Consider the following 22,068-nt stretch of genomic DNA (forward strand, 5'->3'; position numbering starts at 1 on the left):
ACGGCGCACGACCAGTGTGCGGGATCGTCGTTCAGGAGGTGATCCGTTGCGTCTCGACGAGCTTGACCGGCGAATCGTTGCGCAGCTCCTGGAGCACGGCCGCGCATCGTACGCGCAGATCGGCGACCGGGTCGGGCTGTCGGCCCCGGCGGTGAAGCGGCGCGTCGACCGGCTGCGCGCCGACGGCGTCATCACCGGCTTCGCCGCGATCGTGGACCCGGCCGCGCTGGGCTGGACGACCGAGGCGTTCATCGAGATCTTCTGCACCGGCGCGACCTCGCCGGAGGAGATCTACTCCAGCATCCGCAAGCATCCCGAGGTGGTCGCCGCGTACACCGTCAGCGGTGACGCCAGCGCGCTGGTGCACGTGCGCGTCCGCGACATCCAGCATCTGGAGCAGTCGCTGGAGCGGCTGCGGCGGGAGGACAACATCACCGCGACCAAGACCGCGATCGTGCTGTCGCGGCTCATCGGCCGTCCGACCGACACCCCGCCCGACGGCCGCGCGGGCGGCTAGCCCAGGAAGACCAGGAGCAGGATCAGGACCAGCAGGCCGAACGCGCCGCCGCCGATGCCGAGCGCGACGACGAGGTCGTGCCGGTAGCTGCCCATCACCGGTTCCATGGACCGTCTGGGGAGCGAGGGGTCGGTGTGCGGGGGCTGCTCGGGGACGACGAAGTTCGGCCGTGCGGGCCGTCCCGGCGCCGCCTCCGGCATGTCGGGGCGGGTCGTCCGAGCCCGGCCGGGCGGACCGCCCGGGTCCGGCCGGGTTTCCGGCGGCGGGGCGAAGGAGGGCGTGGGGGGCGCCGCAGCGGGAGGCGCGGGAGGCGTGGGGAGCGGGGACGCGTCGGGACGCGGCGGCTCGGCTTCGTAGGCGGGGAGCAGCGCGGCGACCTCGGGCGGCAGCCAGCCGGGTGCGGGCGGCTCGGCCTCCAGTTCGGCGGCGAGCTCGCGCGGCTCTGGGCGGTCCTCCGGCCGCTCGGCGAGGCAGCGTTCGATCGGCCCGCGCAACGCGTCGGGGCATCCGCTCAGGTCGGGCGGCTCGTACTGGAACGGCCTGGGGAACGCGCCCTGCCCGGTCGCCGCGAACAGCGCCACGCAGCCGAGCATGAAGACGTCGCCGGCCGCCGACGTCTCGTGCTCGAGCGAGCCGAAGTCGACCGTGCGCGGGCCGTCCTCGGTGAGCAGCACATTGGACGGCGTGAGCGCGCCGTGGACGGTGTCGGCGTCGTGCAGGGCCTGGAGGGCCTCCGCGAGCGCTCCCATGAGCACGCGCACCGCGGGTACGGGGAGGGGGCCGTGCGCCTGCACCGCGTCGTCGAGCGTGGGACCGGGCACGAACTCGGACGCCACCCAGGGGCGCGTCCCCTCCGCGTGCCCGTCGACCACGGTCGCCAGGAACGGCCCGCGGACGCGCTGGGCCGCGGCGATCTCCCGCTTGAAGCGGCGCCGGAACGCCTCGTCGTCCGCGAGATCGGCCCGTACGGACTTGATGGCCAGCCGCCGCCCGCTCTGCGCGGCGGCCAGGTACACCTCGCCGAGGCGTCCCGTGCCGATCCGGGCCAGCACGCGGTAGCCGCCGATCAGCACCGGATCCCCCGGTTCGATGGGCCGGAACGCCTCGAACGCGGGGCCGGGGCGGCTGGGGGGCTGCATGGCGACCTCCTGGGTTCAGAAGAACGTTGTACCGAAGATCACCGGGTCCTGTCAGGCGTCCGTCCGCCCTTGGCCCCGGACCTCCGGCTACTCGCGGGTAGAGCCGCTCGGTAGGCTGCCGCGCATGGACTTCGCGACCGCCGATCTGATCGACGACTTCGGGGACGAGCTGCAGAGCTGCGAGACGCAGTTCCGCGGGTACGGGGCGCGCGCCGCGTTCGCCGGCCCGATCGCCACCGTGCGCTGCCACCGGGACAACGGCCTGGTCAAGAAGCTGCTCACCGGGCCCGGCGAGGGCCGGGTGCTGGTCGTGGACGGCGGCGGCTCGCTCGGCTCCGCGCTGATGGGCGACCTGATCGCCGCCGCGGCGGTCCGCAACGGCTGGGCCGGGGTGGTGATCAACGGCGCGGTCCGGGACGTCGCCGCGCTGCGCACCCTCGATCTGGGGATCAAGGCGCTGGGCTCCAACCCGCGCAAGAGCGTCAAGGACGCGGCCGGGGAGATCGACGTCCCGGTGTCCTTCGGCGGCGTGGAGTTCCGTCCCGGCGACCACCTCTACGCCGACGAGGACGGCATCGTCACCGCCGCCCGTCCCCTGCTCTGACCGCGCTCCCGAGGGGCTCGGCGTGAGCTGCCAGCGGCACCCGGACAAGCTGCCAGCGGTACCCGGACAAGATCGTGTAACTCGGCCATTGTCCGGAGGAAACGGACGTCTCTACGGTCTCACCAACAACCGCAGACAGGTGAGACATGCGCGTAGACAAGAGACTGCTCGTCCCCCTCGTGGCGGCTCTGACGCTGTCCGCAGGACTCGCGACCGCGCCCGCCACCGCCGGGCAACGGCCCCCCGTCCCCGAGCCCGCCAAGAACCCGTGGCAGATGCGGCACTGGCCCCAGACCCAGCCGTGGCAGCAGGCCCAGCGGCTGCGCACGTACGCGGCGGGCGCCCCCAGGCCGATCGACCCGCAGGACTACGAACTGCCCGACACGATGACGTGGGACGACTACAAGCCCGTCCCGGGGACCTCGTGGGCCGACCCCTCCCGGAAGGGATCGGTCAAGAACTTCAGGGGCGCCGTCGTCCTGGTCGACTACCCCGACCAGGACTTCGTCGTGACCAGGGCGAAGAACTCCACGATCTTCGGCAACCCGAGCCTGGCGGGGAACGTGCCGCGCGACGGGGTCGCCCGGTTCTACCAGGACTTCCTCAACAAGCCGCAGTCCCTCAACCAGGGCCACACCCTGCACGAGTACTGGATGGAGGACTCCCAGGGGCGGTACGGGGTCGACCTCACGGCGTTCGGCGCGTACCGGATGCCCGCCAAGGACCACGAGTACGGCGTGGAGAACCGGATGCAGGGCGGCACGGGATGCCCCGCGGGGGACACCTGCAACCGCGACATCCGCGCGGACGCGCGTGCGGCCTGGATCGCCGACGTGGGCGAGGACAGGGCCAAGGAGTTCGACTTCGTCTTCTACCTCTCGGCGGGGCAGGACGAGAGCTCCACCTGGCAGGAGTTCGGGCAGATGAAGTTCAACTCCCCGGAGGAGGTGACCCCCGAGTGGGGGCCGCAGGACCCCGCGCTGCCCAACTGGGTGAAGACCCGGTACGTCCCCTGGTCGTCCTGGGCGTCGGGCTCCACCATCTGGCCGAACGCCGTCAGCGGTAGCTCGACCCAGGCGGAGAGCTCCGGAATGGGCGTCTTCGCGCACGAGTTCAGCCACATCCTGGGGATCGGCGACAACTACAACAACCCGTACGCCATCCCCGCGCGGCGCGCGTACTCCGGCCCGTGGGAGATGCTGAGCCGCGGCAGCTTCAACGGGCCCGGCGGCCCGCACAGCCGGTGGACGATCCCGGCGACGGGCGGCGGATCCATGGGCGCCCAGCACATGCTGCGCAACAAGCTGAAGCTGGGCATCGTCGACCCCGGCCACGTGCTGCAGCTGAACCGCGACACCCTCGCCGCGTCCGGCACCGTCGTGGCCAGGGTGACCGCGCGCGCCGCCGACCCGGGCGCGGGCGGGCTCGCGGGCATCAACCTCAAGCTCGGCGAGGGCGGCGACAAGAGCCCCGAGTGCCGTGAGGACCAGGACCCGGTGTGCGACGGCGGCGGCTACGACAACTACACCCTCGAAGTCGTCGACCGGATGGGCTTCGACTCCTTCACGCCCGACTCCGGCGTGCTGCTGTCCAAGACCAAGGACGCGGACGACGCCCCGTTCATCTGGGTGAAGGACGCCAATCCGCAGGACATCGACAAGGTCGACTTCGTCCTGCCCAACGGCACGCCGCAGAAGATGACGATCGGCGACTACCGGCAGCTGTCGGACGCGCTGTTCCACGCCGGGAACGGCTCGGGCAGCGAATTCGAGTACGTCGACAAGGCGAACCGGCTGCACTTCTACGTGCTCGACCTCAAGCGCGATTCCAGGGGAGTCCTGTCCTACACGGTCGCGATCCGTTCGCTGGACGGCGCGGGGCCGCAGCGCCGCGACGTGAAGGTCGACAAGGGCGAGGCGCGGGACGCGGGCTCGGGCTGGGTGAAGTGCACGATGCCGCTGCGCAACTCCGGCAAGGGCGGCGGCGGGCACCACGCCTCGGACGTGTACCGGCTGACCGCGTCGGTGTCCGAGGACGGCTGGACGACCTGGGTGCCGAACCAGTTGGCCACCGCCAGGGCGGGTGAGCGGACGTCGGTGGAGGTCTGGGCCAGGCCGGGCGCCGGTGCGGACCGGCGGGCGAATCTGCGGGTGAAGGCGGTGTCGGAGAGCGATCCGAGCAAGGCCGACACCGGCACCTGCCGCCTCGGCTGACTCTCCGAGGGCGACCCCGTCGCCGGCCGCGCGAGCGCGCGGCCGGCGACGGAGGCTGCTGCATGACGTTCCGCCCCGTCACTCGGTTTACCGACGATATCGAATCGTTACCAAACTGCCCGGGTGCTCGATCCGGTGATCAGTGCCTGCGCGGCGTCGCTGACCTCGCATTGATCTCCAATAGCAACGATAACGTTGCATTGCGTGATCTTGGGTGAAAAGTCCGAATGGTGTTAAGTTCCGTGATCCCCGGAGGTGATCACGTGAACGGTCGGCGCCTGCTCGCCCTCGCCGCCCCGCTGATGGCCGTGGCCATCGGCACGCCCGCCTTCGCCTATTTCGTTCCTGATTATTCCGAGCAGGTCGCGGCCACGGCGTCGGCCGCGGTGCCGTCCAAGGAGCCCTACGTCCTCAAGGTCGGCACGAGCCCCGACGGGGCCGCCCTCGGCGGCATGGCCAAGAGCCTGAAGACGACCGGCGTCCAGGAACTGCTCACCCAGAAGGGCAACCGCCAGGGCGAGTGGGGCGGAAACTGCGGCGCCTCGGCCGGGGTCCCCGCCGGGGCGAAGGTGTTCTGCTTCAACTCCGGCGACACCGCCACCAAGGAGTGGTACCCGCAGGGCGTCACCGGCGTCTCCGACGCCCAGGCGGACGAGAGGTGGGGCACGGCGAAACCCCTCCTGGTCAGCTGGTACGACCACGACAAGAAGGCGCCGCACAAGAGCGCCCGCGTGACCTTCGTCAACACCGAGGACAACACCTACCGGCACGCCCTGCTGGTGTGGCCGTACCGCAACGCCAGGGGCAGGACCACCTACGAACCCGTGGGCACGCACGGCTCCGACACCGGGATCCACGCCGGGGGCATCGCCTGGTACGGCAACCGCCTCTACGTGTCCGACACCAGCGCCGGCCTGCGCGTGTTCGACATGCGGCAGATCTTCGACCTGGGCAAGAGCGCGAACGGGTCCACGTCCAAGCCCGGCCTCGTCGGCCTGCACGGCAAGACCTACCACGCCTACGGGTACCGGTACGTGATGCCGCAGGTGCTGTCGTACGTCCCGGACAGGCCGTCCGGAGGGCCCTGCACCGTCAACGGCACCCCGAACCACTCCTGGCTGTCCATCAACCGCACCGGCAAGGACAGGCTGGTGACGGGGGAGTGGTGCAAGAACGGCAACGGGCGCGTGGCGCAGTTCCCCCTGACCAGCGGCAGCCCCGGATCGAGCGACCTGGAGACCGACGCCCAGGGGCGGGCCACGCCGTCCTGGGTGGCCCGCCTTCCGGCCTCCTACGTCCAGGGAGGGGCCACCGCGGACGGCACGTGGTGGTTCACGCGCAACGTCCCGTTGGCGGAGCACTCCTACCCGCCCGGCCAGAACAAGAACCAGGGGCAGCTCGTCCAGGCCGTGTGGGCGGACGGCTTCGAGGACGTCCAGCGCGAGACCGTCTCCTTCGGCCCCGAGGACCTGTCCTGCTGGCGCGGGGCCGACCAGGTCTGGACGGTCGCCGAGCACCCGGGGCAGCGCGCGCTCTACGGGATGAAGAAGCCGCAGTGCTGAGCGCTACTGGCGCACGCAGACCTCAGGCGTGACGGCCACAGCAGCGACCCGCCCGGGGGAGCGGGGTGCAACCCAGGCCCCCAGCGCCACCGTCCCCAGGGCCGCCAGGGCCATCCCCGCGCCCACCCACGCGGCGAAGCGGTAGCCGAAGCCCGCGCCGATGACGAGCCCGCCCAGCCAAGGCGCGATGGTGTTGCCGACGTTGAACATAGAAGTGACCGTGGCCCCCGCAAGGGTCCGTACCTCGCCAAGGGTCGCGTACACGCGGACGCTCACCGCGGGGTTGGTCGCAAGACCGAAGCCGCCGAGCAAGGGCACCAGCACGATGACGGCCACCGCGTTGGAAGCCCCCAGAGCGATACCGGCCGATGCCAGCACAACGCCCGTCATTCCAATGGTGAGCGTGCGGAACGGGTACGCGTCGGCCACCCGCCCCCCGATGACGATGCCGATGAGCGACCCCACGCCGAAGAGGGCGAGCACGCCCGGCACCCACCCCTCCGGTAGGCGCGTGGTGTCGGTGAGCATCGCCCCCAGATAACTGAACGTCGCCATCATCGAGCTGAAGGACAGGGCGCTCGTCCCGTACGCGATCCACAACCCGGGCGAGGCCAGGCTGCGCAACTCCTCGCGCACCCCCGGAACGTTGCCAACGGACGCGCGGCGCGCACCTGCCAACGCGGTGCCCACTCCCACCAGGGCCACCGTGGACAGCACAGCGACCGTCCAGAACGCCGCCCGCCAGCCCAGGTACTGCCCGAGGAAGGTCCCGCCGGGAACGCCCAGGACCGTCGACACGGTGATCCCGCCGATGACGATCGAGACCGCCCGCCCGCGCGCGTCCGCCGGCACCAGATCGACCGCCGCGACCACCGCCACGCCGAAGAACCCGGCACTGGCGAACGCGCCCACCAGCCGGGTCGCGAACAGCACCTCGTAGCTCGGCGTCAGCGCGCCCGCCACGTGCGCCAGCGCGAAGACGGCGAGGAAGGCGAGCAGCGCGGTGCGGCGCGCCAGCCGCAGCGTGGCCATCGCCAGCACCGGCGCCCCGGCCACCATCCCGAGGGCGTACGCGGAGATCAGCAGCCCCGCGGTGGGCACCGACACGCCCAGTTCGTCCGCCATGGCGGGCAGCAGCCCGGCCAGCATGAACTCCGAGGTGCCCTGCGCGAAGATCGCGAATCCCAGCACGTAGATCGCCCACGGCACAGGCGCTCTCCTCCCTGTTTTGAATCGATCAGTCCAAAAAATGCCCGCAAAAAAGGCGAAACCCGACCGCGCTCAGATCGCGCGGAGCGCCGCGCCCGCCACCGCCTCCAGCGCCGGCCGCCCCAGCCCCGAACGGGCCGACACCCGGATCCCGCCGATCGTCGCGATGACGAAGTGGGCCAGCTCGGACGGGTCGCGGCCCGGATCGATCTCGCCCTCGCGCTGCCCGGCGCGGAACGTCGACCGCAGGATCTCCAGCCGCCGCCGGTAGTCCCGCTCCAGTAGCGCGGCGATCTCCGGATCGCGGGGCGCCAGCTCGATCCCGGTGTTGACCACCAGGCAGCCCAGCCCGTCCCCGGTCTCGTCGTCGATCATCCGCCGGAACAGCTCGGCGATCTTCTCCCGGACCGTCCCGGACCCCTCCAGCAGCTCGGTGTAGTCGCCGGCCTTGAGCTCCATGTAGCGCCGCAGGGCCCGCTCGAACAGCTCGTGCTTGCTCTTGAAGGTGTTGTAGATGCTGCTGCGCCCCAGGCCGGTGGCCTCGCACAGGTCCTGGGTGGAGGTCGCCTCGTACCCGGCGGTCCAGAAGGCGCGCATCGCTGCCTCGACCGCCCGTTCCTCGTCGAAGTTCCGCGGCCGGGCCATGGCGGCACGCTACCACGTTTTGAAACGATCGATCCAGAACCCGAAACCGCGCCCCGCCTGTCGGCGGCGGCCGCTACCGTCGCGCGCATGAGCTACTCGCTGAGCCTCTACCTCGTCGACCTCGCCAAGGCCAACGGCGCCATCGGCGGCGGGGACGACAAGCTGCGACGAATGATCGGCGGCCGCTTCAAGTCCCAGCTCGCGCACGCCGACGAGGAGTTCTCCTCCTTGATCGAAGACGGCGCCCCCACCCGCTACGACGCCGTACGGGCCGTCATCGAGGGCGGCCCCTACGACGAGGCGCACGCCTTCCAGTACGCCTACGCCTACGAGATGATCTGCCAGTTCTACGGCCGGCGGCTCTTCAACAACCATTTCTCGCCGTACCGAAGCGGCTGGCTGGAAACCGTGGACAAGGGCCTCTCCGACCTCGGCATCAAGGCCGTCAGCGTCACCGACTTCACCTACGGGTCGGTCCCTTCCGCGCTTCCCGCCCCCGAGCACCTGCCCTGCTACGGCGAATGGTCACCCGACCAGTGCGCGGAGGCCCTGACCCAATGGGAGTCGACCACCCAGGAACAGCGCGACTCCCTTGACCACGAGGTCCTGGAAGCCATCGATTACTGCATCGAATGGACCCGCGAAGCCCAGACCCGCCCAGGCTGCGGAGTAGCCGCCTTCGAATTCTGATACCCCGCGACCGGCACAAGGACCCTGGCCACCCCCTCACTCAAGAACCTCGAGCGTCGGCAGGGAGCCTTCGACCCGCGCGTCGGCCGAAGCCGGACTGATCGTCGTCAGACGCTCGCCCACCTCCGCCCGCACGAAACCTATCCCGACCGGATTGTGCCGGGACAGCCGGTACTTTCCCGGCTTGAGCGCTGCTTCGGCGGGAATGATGACCTCCGCGGCCGTCGTCCCGTTGAAGGTCCAGGAACAGTGCTTGTGGTCGTAGTACTTTTCCTGGTCGTTCTGCCTGAGGAGTGCGCCTTGGACGGGAACGGGCGTGCCCGAGGGAATGTCATTGGGTGATTTCTCACTCGTGCGGTAGAGCCAGAATTTCGGCTTCTTGGAGTCCTTGCTCTCGTTCTTCTGCTCTCCCAGGGCGACGCTGTACGAACTGTGGTAGGCGTCTCCCCTCTCCGAGTCGGGACCGTGGCAGCGGAACCGTCCCGGACCGAGATACTGCAGGCCCCACGGCGTCCGTCCGTGCCAGGTCGTGTCGACCCGGACGCGCGTTCCGGCCCTGGCCCGCGCGGGGGACACGGTGATCTTCTCGCTGATGAGCGGGCTCGCGTCGGTGTCGCCGTCGGGGATCGAGGTGTTGTCCAGGACGACACGAGGGCTGCCGAAATACGCGCGGTAGTCGCCTGTGGAGGTGCCTCCCACATCGGCGCCCGCGGGCAGAAAGTACGTCGCGATCATGACGGCCGCCGCCGTCCCGGCGACGGCCCCGCCCGCCGCCTTCGCTCCCCCGATCTTGGCCAGCAGGCCATTCCCGCCGAGCGCATGTGCGGCTTCGCCCGCAGAGCCGATGACCGCCCCGGGCGAGAGGGCACTGCTGATCAGCGCGAAGGGAAGGGCGGCCGCGAGGACCGCCGCGGCCGTTCCCAGCGCGATCAGGCCCCGCCGCTCCCAGCCGGCACCGTAGTTCGCCACGGCCGCCGCCTCGAGCTCGTCGAGAAACGCCGCCACGTTCCCTCGGCGCTGGCCAGGATGCTTCGCCATCCCTTGAACGATGAGGGATCGCAGGGCTTCCGGCACGCCGTCGATGGGAATGGGCGCCGCCATGTGCTGCGCCCGCAACTCCCCCTGCGTCGCCGCGCCGTAAGGCTTGCGGCCGGTGACGCATTCGAAGAAGACGCAGGTGGCGGCGTAGACATCGGTGGCAGGCGTCGCGGGCGCCCCCTGCCACTGCTCCGGTGCCATGTAGGCGGGCGTGCCCATGATGCCGCCCTGGCCGGAGAGGACGGCCACTCCGAAGTCGATCAGCTTGCTCTGGCCGTCGCTCTGGACCAGGACGTTCGCCGGCTTGTAGTCACGATGAACCACACCGACGGCATGGGCGGCGGCCAGGCCGCGTAGCGAGCCTTTGAGGACGGTGAGCGCGGCCTCCGGCTCCAGCGGCCGATCGCGCCGGTCCAGCACGGCGCGGAGCGAGGGACCGGCGACCACCTCCATGACGATCGCCGCTCCCCGCGGAGCCTCGACATAGTCCAGCAGGCGCGTCACATGGGGATCGGCCACGCGCCTCAGCAGCTCGGCCTCGCTGCGGAACGTGGCCCGGGCATGCGAGTCCCCCAGCAGCCCGGACGCCAGATACTTGATCGCCACGTGCTGACCGGACACCTCGTGGCGCGCCAGCACGACACGCCCCTGCGCGCCGGCGCCCAACTCCTGGAGTTCCACATGCCCGGGGAGCCGCCAGCCCCCCGAACTCATCCGATCTTCCGAAGCTGCTTGGTCAGCACCCCGCTCGCCCGCTCCGCGATCGGCCCGGACTCCTTTCCCGGCTCCGTCCGCTCGTAGTACATCGTGGCGACCACCAGGTTGCCCCGCGCCGCGTAGTCGTACATGACATGGAAGATGTTGTATTCAGTGTTCGAGGCCGAATACTCCTGCCGTTCGGTGCCGCGCAGCCGATTCCATCCGGCGAGCGTGTCCTCGCTCACCTTCCAGGTGTCGTTGTGCGCGTACAGCGTGAAGTCCTCGCGGATCTTCTTGGCCGCCACCCGTCGTTTTGCGGGGCACGAACGCGCCTTCTTCTTCAGATCCTCGTAGGAACCGGCGGCGGCCTGGGCGGTGGCGTAACGGGCCAGCACCTGGGTGTACTTGACTTCGTTCTTTCCGCTCGCACGGCTGCTGAACTGGCGGGTCGTGATCTGCGGGTCGCCCTGGAGCCTGGTCGCCGTGAGCGAGCAGATGGGGGCGCCCCCGTCCTTGAGCACGTCGGCCACGGTGCGGATCTCGCGGATTCCGGAACCGATGTCGCCGGGGCCGATCAGCCCTCGTTTCACCTGTTCCGCCGTGTAGACCGGGGGCGGCGCGGACGTGCTCGGGGCCGCCTGGCTCGGGCGGGGCGGTGCCTTGGGCTCGTCACCGCCCCCGCAGCCGGTCATCGCCAACGCCGAAACGGTCAGCATCACGGCCGGGAGTCGCAGGCCGGACCCGGCACGGCCCCTCCGCCACGTCATGACCGGGTGTTGGTCTGGATCTCGCCCACGACCAGCGGTGTCGGAGGCGAGGTCATGGACATGTCGGCGAGGTCGCCCCCTGGCGCGTCGCACTCGCCGCCCTGGCACGTCCAGCTGACGCTCCACGTGATGGTCGCGGTGATGCGGTAGGCGCCACCGGGGGCGGACGCTGAAGAGCGGTTGTAGGTGTGGCCGCATTCCGTGCTGTTGGGTCTGCCCGGCCCGTTGCAGTCGAGGGTCGTCTCGCCGAGTTCCCAGCGGACCGAACGCGGGGTCGCGGTCGCCTGGACGAGCTGGTCACCGGCGGAGATGGGCGGGGTGGAGACCGTTTGGAAGCCGTCCACCCACAACGCCGTGCGCATCCTGACGTACGTCTTGTCGGCCGGCGCGGTATGCGCGGTCGGGACCGGATACGGCGCTTCGACGCGGGCCCGCTCGGCCAGGTCGATGGTGGCCGGGGGCGCGGCCGCCGGTGGGGCAGCCGGGCCGCCTCCGACGCCCAGCCCTTGGTCGTCTCCGCCCAGGGTGGGGATCCCGCCGCCTCCGCCTCCTGAGCCGCCTCCGCCGGTGCCGCCTCCTCCGCCGGACTGGCTTCCGTCGCTTTCGGGGAAGCAGACGAGGTTGCCGGGGGAGCCGCAGGGGGCCGCGTTGGCGTGGGCGGCTGTGAGGAAGGGGACGGCGAGCGCGCCTACCAAGGACGCGCCTGCCAGCACCTTCAGCCTGGGGTGCGGGTGGTGGGGCATGAGGGTTCCTTCGGTGGGTGCCGCCGGTGGGTGGGGCTCGGAGCCGGACGAACGCGGGGCCGCGCGGGGGGAGCGGTGCGGGGGGCGGGGGGTCAGCATTTGTCGTCCCGGATGGTTTCGGAGACCTTCCAGGTGGCGCCGTCGTACCGGACCGCGGAGCGGTGCAGGTAGGCGCCTCCCGGGCCGCCGCCGATGCGCTTGCCGGTCTTCGCGGAGAAGCGGTAGCCGGCGAGGGTGCGCAGGCAGTCGACGACGTAGACCGTCATGCCGTCCTTCGCGCGCGCGTAGACCTTCGCGTTCGAGACGTTGGTGAACCGCCAGATCTCGCCCTTGGCCCTGGTGCGCTCGACGTCCTTGGTGACCTGGGTGAGGAGCGGGTCCATCGCGACCGCGCCCAGTTCCGCCGGGTCGTTGATCTCGTACACCCGTTTGAAGACGCGCTGGTACTCGCGGTAGCGGGTGAGGACGGTCTGGTCGAGTTGGGGGGTCGGGATGGTGGAGGGGGGACGGGCCGCGGTGGGCGGGGTGGGCGGGGTGCCGCTGGCCAGGGAGCCGTTGGGCTTGAAGGTGCCGGAGGAGGGCTCGTCGCCGCACGCCGACAGCGACGCGGCGGCCAGGAGCGCCAGCGTGGCGGTGGTGCGTAGGCGAGGCCGCCGGTGCGGGGAGGAACGTACCAACCGGGCGCGCATCGCCATCCCTGATCGTCCAGTCTCGACAACGGGGCGGAGTACCTGCGAAAGCTTACAGAGGAGCCTGTGACGAGAAAAGCGGTTCGTTGCGGAAAGGGAGGCGGAGGTTCGTACGAACTTTCCGGCGGGTGGCGGCGATCTCACCCTGCGTGCCGCAAGATCGTGGCAGGAGGGTGCGCGGTGGACGAGTGGCGGATTGACGGGTTCCAGGAGGTCCGGGAGCTGGGTGCGGGTGCCCAGGGAAGGGTGGTGCTGGCCCGGCATCGGACGGCGGGGACGCCGGTTGCGATCAAGTATCTGTTCCAGGGGTCGCTGCCGGAGCTCGAGCGGCTCCGGCATGAGGCGGTGCTGCTGGGGCGGGTGTCGGATCCGCATGTGGCGCGGCTGTACCGGCTGGTGGAGAGCGAGCGCGGGGCGGCGATCGTCATGGAGGCGGTCAACGGGGTGTCGCTGAAGCGGGTGCTCTCCGAGCATGGGGCGCTGGGGGCGGAGGCGTCCCTGGTGGTGTTGAAGGGGTCGCTGCAGGGTCTGGCGGCGGCGCATGCCGTCGGGGTCGTGCACAGGGATTACAAGCCGGCGAACGTCGTGGTGCAGGCCGATGGGTTGAGCAAGCTCATCGACTTCGGGATCGCGGCTCCGCAGGGGGAGGGGACGCGATCGGGGACGCCCGCGTACATGCCGCCTGAGCAGTGGCGGGGTGAGCCTGCGACGCCCGCGGCGGACGTGTACGCGGCCACGTGCGTGTTCTTCGAGTGCGTGACGGGGCAGCGGCCGTATACGGGGTCGGGGCCGGAGTTGATGGCGCGGCACCTGAACGCGCCCGTTCCGCTGGACGTGCTGCCCGAGGCGTTGCGGGACCTGGTGAGCCGGGGGATGGCCAAGGAGCCCGCGGAGCGTCCGCATGGTGCGGCGGCGTTCGTGGGGGAGTTGGAGCGGGCTGCTTCGGAGGCGTACGGGCCGGACTGGGAGCAGCGCGGTGTGCGTGCGCTCGCCGGTACGGCCGTGGCGCTGGCGGCGCTGTTTCCGTTGGTGGCGGCTGGGCTCGCGCCCGCGGCGCCGGTCGTGGCGGGGACGGCCGCGGCCGCCGGTGGCGGTGCGGTCGCGAGCGGCGGCGGCGCGGGTGCCGCTGCGGGCGGTTCCGGGTTCCTGGCGGGCGTGGGAGGTAAGGCGGCGCTGGCCGTGGCGGGGGCCGCGGTGGTGGCGGGGGCGGGCGGCACCTACGCGTACACCAACCTGAACGACGACGAGCCGCGGCAGCCGCCGTCGCGGCCTGTGGCGGCGGTGATCTCGACGATGAACCAGTCGTACACCGATGTGCGGCTGGTGGTCCAGAACGCGCAGTACGCGCAGGTCTCCGGGATTCGGGACGCGGCGCTGCAGCAGCGGATCAACCAGGCGCTGCGGGGTCCGCTGGACGAGACCATCGCGTCCCTGCGGCGGTCGACCAGGGAGGCGGGCGCGGCGTGCACGCAGAACTCGGAGGTGAACACCACCACCCGGATCGGGCTGCGGGGGCCGACGCTGATCTCTGTTGTCTACCGGGTGCGGGTGGGGTACTGCTTGCCGGCCGACGGGCAGATGCCGGGGCGTGCGGTGACGGTCAATCTGAAGACGGGGAAGGTGCTGGGTTCGGAGGACGTGTTCAAGCCCGCGACGCTGACCTCTGGTGGTGTCAGGACGCTGTGGGGCCGGTTGACCAGCACCGCGTCCGGGGACATGTGGGGGCCGGAGGGGTGCCGGAGGGAGGGGCCTGAGCGTGCGGACTTCTACCCGAACCGGGCCGTGGAGCGGGAGTGGCCGGCGTCCACGCCGTTCTTCGGGACGGACCAGTTCGAGATCAACTACTCGATCGCCGGGAGCGAGTGCCCGTACGACCGGTTGACGGCGCCGTACGCGAGCGTGCGCGATCTGCTGAGGCCGGAGATCGTGGCGCTGCTGCCGGGGCCGTCGCCGCGGAAGACCTGATCGCTTGACCTCTACTTAGCTCGAGGTTGCAGGGTGGGGGTGTTGCCGATCGAGCGGAGGGCGTGGCGATGCGCGCGGTGTGGTTGAAGGAGTTCGGCGGGCCGGAGGTGCTCGTCGCGGGGGACGCGCCGGACCCGGTCCCGGGCCCCGGCCAGGTGCTGGTGGAGGTGGTGTTCGCCAACATCACGTTCGTGGAGACGCAGTTCCGGTCGGGCGGTTTCTCGCCGTTCAAGGCGGAGCCGCCGCTGATCCCGGGGAACGGGGTCGGCGGCGTCGTCCGCGAGGTCGGTGAGGGCGTGGACGCGTCGCTGGTGGGGACGAGGGTGGTCAGCGCCACGGGCGGTTCGGGCGGTTATGCCGAGCTGGCCGCGGTGGACGCCGAGGGGCTGTTCCCGGTGCCCGCGGAGCTGGCCTTGGACGATGCCGTCGCGCTGCTGGCCGACGGCCGTACCGCGACGATGATGCTGAACGCGGTGGGGCCGCGTCCCGGCGAGCGGGTGCTGGTGGAGGCGGCCGCGGGCGGGGTGGGGAGCCTGCTGGTGCAGCTCGCCGGGGCGGCCGGGGCCCGGGTCGTCGCGGCGGCGGGCGGGGAGCGCAAGACCGGCATCGCGCGTGATCTCGGTGCGGACGTGGTGGTCGACTACACCCTGCCGGATTGGGACGGTCGCGTGCGCGCGGCGGTGGGCGGGCTGGACGCGGTGTTCGACGGGGTCGGCGGTGAGATCGGGCGGACCGCGTTCGAGCTGCTCGAACCGGGCGGACGGATGATCAGTTACGGGCTGGCCAGCGGCGAGTGGGCGGGCGTGCCCGAGGAGCGGGCCGCCGGGCGCGGCGTCGCTCTCGTCCAGGCGCAGCCGACGCCGGAGGTGATCCGGGAGGCCACGCAGAGCGCGCTGGGGGAGGCCGCCGCGGGCCGGCTGCGTCCGCTGATCGGCCAGCGGTTCCCGCTGGAGCGGGCCGCCGACGCGCACGCGGCCATCGAGTCGCGCGCCTCCGTCGGCAAGACCCTGCTGGAGGTGCGGTGAAGGTCGGAGTGCACCTGCCCGCGTTCGGGGTGGACCCGGCGGCGGGTACGGCCGAGCACGCGCGGCACGCGGAGGACGTGGGCCTGGAGTCGGTCTGGGTCGGCGACCACCTGATTCCCAACAGGCCGTACCTCGACAGCACGCTGGCGCTGGCGACCGCCGCGGCCGTCACCGAGCGCGTCCGGCTGGGCTTCGGGGTGATGATCGTGGCGCTGCGGCCGGTCGCGTGGGTCGCGAAGCAGGTAGCGAGCCTCCAGCATCTGTCCGGGGGCCGCGTGCTGCTGGGCGTCGGGTCGGGCGGGCCCGTGCACGGCGACGCGGCCTGGCGGGCGGTGGGCGTCCCCTACCGCGAACGCGGCGCGCGGACCGACGCGGCCCTGGAGGCGCTGCCCGCGCTGATCGCGGGGAGGCCCGCGAAGGTGGACGGGGAGGAGGTCGTGCTGTCGCCCGGCGCGACCGTGCCGCCGGTGCTGGTCGGCGGGGGCGCGGCGACGCTGCGGCGGGCCGCGCGGTTCGGCGACGAGTGGTACGCGGCGTTCTCCGGGCCCGCGGAGATCGCCGCCGGGCTGGGCCGGCTCCGGGAACTGGCGGAGGAGTACGGCCGTCCGGTGCCGCGGCTGACCGTCGGCGTCAGCGTCGGGCTCGGCGACCTGCCCGCCGCGCGGATCGACGCGCAGGTGCGCGGGCTCACCGACTACGGGATGAGCGAGGACGAGGCGCGCGGGTCGCTGATCGTGGGCGGGCCGGAGCGGGCGTCCGAACGGTTCGCCGAGCTGGCCGAGGCGGGTGCGCACCGGATTATCGCGATGCCGTTCCCGGAGGACCGGATGCGCCAGACCGAGCTGGTAGCGGAGACGGCCGCGCTGCTGGGGTAGCGGCGTCAGGACGTGAGGGCGTCGCGGACGTCCATGAGGGCGAAGCCGAGGAGGTTGAGGCCGCGCCACTCGGACGGGCGCAGCGCCTCCGGCTTGTGCTCGTCGAAACCGATGCCCCAGATGACGTCCAGTGGGCTGGCCTCGACCAGGACCTTCCCGGTGGTGGAGAGCAGGTAGTGGCGTAGCCGCTCGTGCGCCCCGAACTTGGCCACGTTGCCGCGCACCACGATGCCGTACCGCTCCCGCACCCAGGTGTCCTCGTCGAAGTTCGCGACGCGGCGGCCGAGGGCCTTGGCGCGGCCGGGGTCGGTGGTGGCGAGGATCTCGCGGACCCTGGCCGTGTCGCCGAACAGCCGGGCCTTCTCCGCCATCATGTAGTGCTCGGCGGTGGGGTAGGTGACGCCGTCGACCTCGAACGGGGACGGATGCCACTGGCTGAGGCAGCCCTTCGCCTGCGTCCCGCCCCAGAACAGGACGAACTCGGGCAGCGTGCCGTGCAGCTCCAGCTCCAGCAGGTCGTCGATGCGCATGCGTCCGAGCGTGGCCGAGCGCGCGCCGTCCGGGCAATCGGTTTTGTCCGGCGTGGAGCGCCCTTCCGGTGATCGCTCGATAATCTGCCGGTCAGCGTGAGTCGTCTGAAATGGGGGAACGGTCAGTGAGCGGGCAGAACGAGCGCATCGCCGAGATCCAGCGACGCATCATCGAGTTCGTGTCGCGGAACACCCCTCCCGGCAGCCGCCGCATCGATCTGCACTGCCTGGCGACGGTCGCGGTGAACGACATGGCCCTCACCGTGCTCACCGAGGACGGCAAGCTCGTACGGCCCGAGGCGATGCCGCAGGAGCTGACCGACAGCATGCTGGAGCTCCGCCGCGCGCACTACCTGCCCGAGCAGGGCACCTGGTTCTCCGCGCGGTTCATGCTGGAGCCGGGCGCGCCTATCCGGCCCATCTTCAACTACGACTTCGACCCGAACTGGGACCCGTCGATCCAGGTGGAGTGCTGGCAGCGCGACCAGATCGTGATGCCGCGCGACGGCGCGCACATGCCGCCGTGGCTGCGGGACCGGCTGGACGGCCGCGAGCCCGCGTACGAGGGGGTCTTCCAGGCCGAGGCCCTCAATCCCATGGAGCAGATGGAGATCCTCTCCAACGAGTTCTGCATCCTGGTGGCCGACCAGGCCCCGCCCCTGTGGGACCAGGTGTTCGGCCACTACCAGGTGGTCGGCGACCATGTGGAGTGCCCTCCGGCCATGGTGCGGGTGGCCGACCGCACGATGACGTCGTGGAGCGTCCCGCCCGGGGCGCAGGCGCTGCTGCAGCGGCTGCGCGCGGGCACCTACGCCTTCCAGCGCGGCGCCTGGTCGCGGATCGACTACCGGGTGCTGTACGAGGAGGGGTCCGTCCGGGTCCAGGCGCAGTTCACCAACCAGGAGGAGCCCCCCTGGAACGCCGAGCCGTCGGTGCAGGACGTGCGGCTGGAGGTGGAGCGCTTCCCCGAGCACGGTACGCGCGACTGGATCAAGCGCCGTCTCGAGGCGGCCGGTGACGGCGCGCCGGACCAGGTGCCGTCCCCCGACGACTCCCCGGCTCCCGACGGCGCCCCGGTCGGCGGCGGCATCCGCAGGGCGCGCGTGTTCGACCATGTGGGCCCGGACGGTGAAGGGCCGTCGGTGTCGCGTCCGGCCGTCCCGCAGGACGAGGTCGCGCGGCTGGTCGAGTACCTGAGGCGGGCGCCGGTCGTGCTGGCTGCGCGGTCGTACGCGCCCGACCAGATCGACGCCTCGCGCGGCGACCGGGTGCCGCTGACCTTCCACACCGACGGGTCCTGGGTGTGGGCGGGAGCGGTCGGCTACTACCTGGAGGAGCACGGCGTCCCGCCCGAGCCCGACCTGGTCGCGCACGCCCGCGCTCGCGGCTTCCAGATCCCCGTGATCGACGACGACACGATGGACGCCGCGAGCGCCGCGGTCACCGGCCGGCCCGCGCCGCCCCGCATCAACACCGACCCGGGAGCCTCGCGGCCCGCGCCCTCCTCGGTGTCCTCGGCGCTGGAGGGGCGGTTGAACGAGCTGGGCGTGGCGTCCGGGGCGTACCGGATCGGCGGCGTCGCGGACGGCGCCTGGAGCCTGCTGCCCGAGGGCGGGCAATGGGCGGTCTTCCTCTCCGAGGACGGCGAGCGCCGGCGTCGGGTGGTCTTCGAGACCGAGGAGCAGGCGGCGGCGTACCTCCTGGGATCCCTCCTCCTCAAGTCCCCGGCCGGGGACGCGCGTCGTTCGATCGAGCCGCTCGCGGGCGAGCCGCCGCTGACGCTGTTCCGGGGAAGGCACGAGGTGGAGGTGCCCGCAGGCACGACCGTCGACCGGTACGGCAGCGAGGCCGGCAACGTCACCTACGCGGTGCGGACGCCGTTCGCCGAGCGCTCGCTGCCGCCGGACTGGGCGAACCGCCCGTACCGGGCCTACCGGCTGCAGCGGCCGCTGCGGGCGCTCACGGGGGTCGCGGTGCCGTGGTTCGACCAGCCGGGCGGCGGCACTGCCTACGTCTTCGCCCGCTCCCTCGCCGATCTGGTCGCCGACGGCTCCCTCGTCGCCGTCTAGGACGCCTGACCCTCAGGCGCGGCCGATGCCGGAGACCAGGTCGAGGCCCAGGATGAGGTCGAGGTGGATGACGGTCTCCAGCTTGGCGCCCGGCGCGACGTCCGGGTCGGCGGTCAGGTCGTCCAGGACGGCCAGCGCGGTGGGGCTGTCCAGGTCGTCGGCCAGGGCCGCCTCCGCCTTGGTCGCGTACGGCCGGTCCATCGGACGGCCGGGCCGGGTCGCCCACTCGGCCATCGCCTCGCGCCAGTGCGCCAGGTCCCGTCCCGCCTCGACCACGAGGTCGCCGTCCATCTCGTCCGGCTCGCGGTAGCGCTCGCGGAGGATCGCCAGGCGCACGCACAGCGGGTCGGTGCTGGCGCTCTCGGCCAGCTCGTCCCAGGTGTACCGTTCCGGCGGCACGATCAGGCACCGGTGGTCGAGGACGTCCTCCGAACCCACCCAGATCGCCCCGCCGGGCAGCTCGCCCTCCGTCGCGACCTCCACCTCCGGGAGGTTGAGCTCGGAGAAGTCGGCCTTCGGACGCACCTGGGCGGCACGGGTCAGCGTGACGCGGCGGCGGGACCGTTCGGCGAGCCTGCGCAGCAGGTCGGCGGTGACGAGCGCCCGCTCACGGCCGGAGTGGACGTGGACGTGCATCGCATTCGGCGGGAGTTCCAGGGCCTGTCCGGTGCGGTGGTCCTGCAGGCGCAGCATGCCCCAACCCTACGGTCGCGGCCGCGCGGAACCCAGGACGACCCGGCGCGAACGCGTTGAACGCCCCGCCTCCGGAGGGTGCGCGGCGGTCAGAGGGCGGGCGAGCCGGAGAGCGGGGGGCCCTCGGGCATGGGCGCGGCGCCGTCCGGTTTGCGCACGCAGGCGAACCGCAGGCGCACGTAGTCGGCGACCCAGCCCGACTCGCGGCGCAGCGCCGGGGCGGCCAGCTCGTTGATCCGGGCGAGCAGCGGTTCGACCAGTTCCGGCGGCACGTCGGCCAGCGCGCCCGGCGCGTAGGCCCGGACCCAGTCGGCGGCGCCGTTCGGGCCCTCGGTCATGCGGGACGGGCGGTCGGCGTGCTCCAGCAGCCGGAGGGTGAAGCCGCCGTCCTCCAGGCGGGTGGCGTACTCGGCGGGGCTCGGGAAGTACCAGGGCAGCTCGGGCTCGCCGAGGCCGAAGACCCGCCAGGCGGTCTGCATCGCGACGATCAGCTCGGCGCAGTTGCCGGCGCCGCCCAGCTCGCCGACGAACCGGCCGCCGGGCCGCAGCGCCGCGTGCACCCGCGCGATCACGGCGTCCGGGTCGCGGGTCATCCAGTGCAGCGCGGCGTTGGAGGCGACCGCGTCGAAGGGCTCGGTGGTGGTGAACTCGTGGGCGTCGCCGACCGCGAAGGACAGCCCGGGATGCTGGGACGTGGCCTGGGCGATCATCTCGGGCGAGCCGTCGATGCCCAGCACGTCGGCGCCGCGCTCGGCGATCTCCGCGGCGAACGTGCCGGTGCCGCACCCCAGATCGATGACCCGCTCGCCGGGCTGCGGGTCGAGCAGGTCGATCAGGGGCGCGCCATGTGCGGAGACGTAGCCGAAGGCGGAGTCGTACGTCGTGACGGCCCAATTCACCGTCGTAATTTATCCGATCGGTCATGAACATGAGAGGGCGTTGCCAAGGCCGGGGCGCGTGGGGTGATCGGTTTCACCCAGGTCAGGCGTACGGTCGGGGCATGGGTGAACGCGACATCGCGGGCGGCGGCGAGATCCGGATCGTCGGCGCCGAGCGGCCGGACGGCCTGGAGCTGCGCACGCGCGGCCTGGCGGCGCACGGAGTGCCGGAACTGCGGGTCTCCGGGCTCGCGCCGTACCTGGGCCAGGGGTGGGCCCGCGTGCTGGCGGCGCTGGCCGGGCGCCTGGCGGCCCGCGACGCGCCGGACGGCGGTGGCGGCGTGCCGGAGGCGGTCGAGCTGGGCCCGGAGGTCACGGTGGGGCTGGTGGCCGACGGGGACGACCTCGTCCCGGTGCCGCCGCGCGGATTCACCGGCCGGGACGAGGAGTGGCGGCGCGAGGTCCTGCTCGCCCTGTTCCCGTCCGCCCACGCCTGAGACCCCGGGCGGCGCCGGGCCGACCCGGATGCGGCCGGGCCCTCCGCCAATCCTAGAATCTGGTTCTGTCATCGGGCGCGAGGAGGGGCCGCAGTGTCGTACAGGCAGATCGAGTACGGGGTTCGGGACGGGATCGCCACCGTCACCCTGAACCGGCCGGACCGGATGAACGCCTACACCAACACCATGCGGCGGGAGACGCTCGACGTCCTCGACCGGATCGACGCCGACGACGACGTGCGCGTGGTCGTGGTCACCGGGGCCGGGCGGGCGTTCTGCGCGGGCGCCGACCTCGGCGGGGGCGGCGGCTCCTTCGACAAGGACAAGAGCCAGGAGATGTTCGCCGGGATCGACGACGTCCTGGAGGACGGCACCCCGCGCGACGGCGGCGGCACGGTGGCGCTGCGCCTCGCCGGCTGCCTGAAGCCGGTCATCGGCGCGTTCAACGGCGCGGCGGTCGGCGTCGGCGTCACCATGACGCTGCCGATGGACATACGGCTGGCCAGCGAGAGGGCCAAGTTCGGCTTCGTGTTCGCGCGGCGCGGGATCGTCGCGGAGGCGGCCTCCAGCTGGTTCCTGCCGCGGCTGGTCGGGATCTCCCAGGCGATGGAGTGGGTCGCCACGGGCCGGATCTTCGACGCCCAGGAGGCCCTGGAGGGCGGTCTGGTGTCGCGGGTGTACCCGCCGGACGAGCTGCTGCCCGCCGCCTACGCGCTCGCGGGCGAGATCGCCGCCAACACCTCGGCGGTGTCGGTCGCCGCGATCCGCCGTCTCATGTGGTCGGGCCTGTCGGCGCCGTCCCCGTGGGACGCGCACCGGGCCGACTCCCGGCTGATGGCGGCGATGGGCGCCGCCCCGGACGCCGACGAGGGCGTGACCTCGTTCCTGCAGAAGCGGCCGGCCGAATTCCCGATGAAGGTCAGCAAGGATCTGCCGGCCGAGGTTCCCGACTGGCCCGTCCGCTGATTCCCGTTCTTCACCTCTGATTCGGCGGCGCGTCGCCGGGAACGGGGAAACTCGG

21 protein-coding genes are annotated in these 22,068 nt (G+C 72.0%); 11 read left to right on the plus strand and 10 right to left on the minus strand.

What is annotated here, in order from left to right:
• The first annotated feature begins 46 nt into the window (after positions 1-46).
• The gene (locus ACZ466_RS30655; RefSeq protein WP_378285210.1) at positions 47-517 is read left to right on the plus strand and encodes an Lrp/AsnC family transcriptional regulator; all 471 of its coding nucleotides are present in this window, start codon (positions 47-49) and stop codon (positions 515-517) included.
• On the opposite strand, the gene ACZ466_RS30660 is transcribed toward ACZ466_RS30655, so the two are convergent.
• Positions 514-1,656: a serine/threonine-protein kinase gene (locus ACZ466_RS30660; RefSeq protein WP_378285209.1), complete on the minus strand. Its 1,143-nt coding sequence runs from the start codon at positions 1,654-1,656 to the stop codon at positions 514-516. The genes ACZ466_RS30655 and ACZ466_RS30660 overlap by 4 nt on opposite strands.
• A gap of 124 nt (positions 1,657-1,780) precedes the next feature.
• Here ACZ466_RS30660 and rraA point away from each other — a divergent pair, with 124 nt between their 5' ends.
• The 3 genes from rraA to ACZ466_RS30675 all read left to right on the plus strand — a co-directional run bounded on the left by rraA (position 1,781) and on the right by ACZ466_RS30675 (position 6,035).
• Positions 1,781-2,260 carry a ribonuclease E activity regulator RraA gene (gene rraA, locus ACZ466_RS30665; RefSeq protein WP_378285208.1) on the plus strand — a complete coding sequence of 160 codons (480 nt, stop codon included), beginning with the start codon at positions 1,781-1,783 and terminating at the stop codon, positions 2,258-2,260.
• Positions 2,261-2,406: 146 nt separating this feature from the next.
• Positions 2,407-4,473 (plus strand): M6 family metalloprotease domain-containing protein, encoded by a 2,067-nt coding sequence (locus ACZ466_RS30670; RefSeq protein WP_378285207.1) that lies wholly within the window; start codon positions 2,407-2,409, stop codon positions 4,471-4,473.
• A gap of 263 nt (positions 4,474-4,736) precedes the next feature.
• A complete protein-coding gene (locus tag ACZ466_RS30675) occupies positions 4,737-6,035 on the plus strand; it encodes a hypothetical protein (RefSeq protein ID WP_378285206.1) in 1,299 nt (432 codons plus the stop codon).
• A gap of 3 nt (positions 6,036-6,038) precedes the next feature.
• Here the strand turns inward: ACZ466_RS30675 and ACZ466_RS30680 are convergent, their stop codons facing one another.
• Together ACZ466_RS30680 and ACZ466_RS30685 are read right to left on the minus strand one after the other, a co-directional pair.
• The gene (locus ACZ466_RS30680; protein ID WP_378285205.1) at positions 6,039-7,244 is read right to left on the minus strand and encodes a Cmx/CmrA family chloramphenicol efflux MFS transporter; all 1,206 of its coding nucleotides are present in this window, start codon (positions 7,242-7,244) and stop codon (positions 6,039-6,041) included.
• A 72-nt stretch (positions 7,245-7,316) separates the two neighbouring features.
• Positions 7,317-7,889, minus strand: coding sequence for a TetR/AcrR family transcriptional regulator (locus ACZ466_RS30685; RefSeq protein WP_378285204.1), 573 nt, complete (start codon positions 7,887-7,889; stop codon positions 7,317-7,319).
• Between the two features lie 87 nt (positions 7,890-7,976).
• Between ACZ466_RS30685 and ACZ466_RS30690 the strand changes: the two genes are divergently transcribed.
• The gene (locus ACZ466_RS30690; protein WP_378285203.1) at positions 7,977-8,579 is read left to right on the plus strand and encodes a DUF7691 family protein; all 603 of its coding nucleotides are present in this window, start codon (positions 7,977-7,979) and stop codon (positions 8,577-8,579) included.
• 36 nt (positions 8,580-8,615) lie between these two features.
• Here the strand turns inward: ACZ466_RS30690 and ACZ466_RS30695 are convergent, their stop codons facing one another.
• From ACZ466_RS30695 to ACZ466_RS30710, 4 genes are all read right to left on the minus strand, one after another.
• Positions 8,616-10,298: a serine/threonine-protein kinase gene (locus ACZ466_RS30695; protein WP_378285202.1), complete on the minus strand. Its 1,683-nt coding sequence runs from the start codon at positions 10,296-10,298 to the stop codon at positions 8,616-8,618.
• Positions 10,299-10,327: 29 nt separating this feature from the next.
• Positions 10,328-11,083, minus strand: a complete 756-nt coding sequence (locus ACZ466_RS30700; protein WP_378285201.1) for a hypothetical protein — start codon at positions 11,081-11,083, stop codon at positions 10,328-10,330.
• Complete coding sequence (locus tag ACZ466_RS30705) at positions 11,080-11,826, minus strand: hypothetical protein (protein ID WP_378285200.1); 747 nt, start codon at positions 11,824-11,826, stop codon at positions 11,080-11,082. Before ACZ466_RS30705 ends, ACZ466_RS30700 begins: the two co-directional genes overlap by 4 nt.
• Positions 11,827-11,918: 92 nt before the next feature.
• Positions 11,919-12,515, minus strand: coding sequence for a hypothetical protein (locus ACZ466_RS30710; protein WP_378285199.1), 597 nt, complete (start codon positions 12,513-12,515; stop codon positions 11,919-11,921).
• Between the two features lie 180 nt (positions 12,516-12,695).
• Here ACZ466_RS30710 and ACZ466_RS30715 point away from each other — a divergent pair, with 180 nt between their 5' ends.
• The 3 genes from ACZ466_RS30715 (at position 12,696) to ACZ466_RS30725 (ending at position 16,380) form a co-directional block, all read left to right on the plus strand.
• Positions 12,696-14,480, plus strand: coding sequence for a serine/threonine-protein kinase (locus ACZ466_RS30715; RefSeq protein WP_378285198.1), 1,785 nt, complete (start codon positions 12,696-12,698; stop codon positions 14,478-14,480).
• 68 nt (positions 14,481-14,548) lie between these two features.
• Entirely contained in the window at positions 14,549-15,505 is a 957-nt protein-coding gene (locus ACZ466_RS30720) for a zinc-binding dehydrogenase (protein ID WP_378285240.1), read from the plus strand.
• Entirely contained in the window at positions 15,502-16,380 is an 879-nt protein-coding gene (locus ACZ466_RS30725) for an LLM class flavin-dependent oxidoreductase (protein WP_378285197.1), read from the plus strand. The genes ACZ466_RS30720 and ACZ466_RS30725 overlap by 4 nt, the downstream gene beginning before the upstream one ends.
• A gap of 5 nt (positions 16,381-16,385) precedes the next feature.
• On the opposite strand, the gene ACZ466_RS30730 is transcribed toward ACZ466_RS30725, so the two are convergent.
• Positions 16,386-16,910 carry an NADAR family protein gene (locus ACZ466_RS30730; RefSeq protein ID WP_378285196.1) on the minus strand — a complete coding sequence of 175 codons (525 nt, stop codon included), beginning with the start codon at positions 16,908-16,910 and terminating at the stop codon, positions 16,386-16,388.
• Between the two features lie 125 nt (positions 16,911-17,035).
• Here ACZ466_RS30730 and ACZ466_RS30735 point away from each other — a divergent pair, with 125 nt between their 5' ends.
• Positions 17,036-18,979, plus strand: coding sequence for a TNT domain-containing protein (locus ACZ466_RS30735; RefSeq protein WP_378285195.1), 1,944 nt, complete (start codon positions 17,036-17,038; stop codon positions 18,977-18,979).
• Between the two features lie 12 nt (positions 18,980-18,991).
• Here the strand turns inward: ACZ466_RS30735 and ACZ466_RS30740 are convergent, their stop codons facing one another.
• Both ACZ466_RS30740 and ACZ466_RS30745 read right to left on the minus strand, forming a co-directional pair.
• Positions 18,992-19,672, minus strand: coding sequence for a hypothetical protein (locus ACZ466_RS30740; protein ID WP_378285194.1), 681 nt, complete (start codon positions 19,670-19,672; stop codon positions 18,992-18,994).
• 89 nt (positions 19,673-19,761) lie between these two features.
• The gene (locus ACZ466_RS30745; RefSeq protein ID WP_378285193.1) at positions 19,762-20,571 is read right to left on the minus strand and encodes a class I SAM-dependent methyltransferase; all 810 of its coding nucleotides are present in this window, start codon (positions 20,569-20,571) and stop codon (positions 19,762-19,764) included.
• 101 nt (positions 20,572-20,672) lie between these two features.
• On the opposite strand from ACZ466_RS30745, the gene ACZ466_RS30750 reads away from it, so the two are divergent.
• Positions 20,673-21,047, plus strand: coding sequence for a hypothetical protein (locus ACZ466_RS30750; protein WP_378285192.1), 375 nt, complete (start codon positions 20,673-20,675; stop codon positions 21,045-21,047).
• A gap of 93 nt (positions 21,048-21,140) precedes the next feature.
• Entirely contained in the window at positions 21,141-22,013 is an 873-nt protein-coding gene (locus ACZ466_RS30755) for an enoyl-CoA hydratase-related protein (protein WP_378285191.1), read from the plus strand.
• Positions 22,014-22,068: the final 55 nt, after the last annotated feature.

Source organism: Actinomadura rugatobispora (assembly GCF_055379765.1).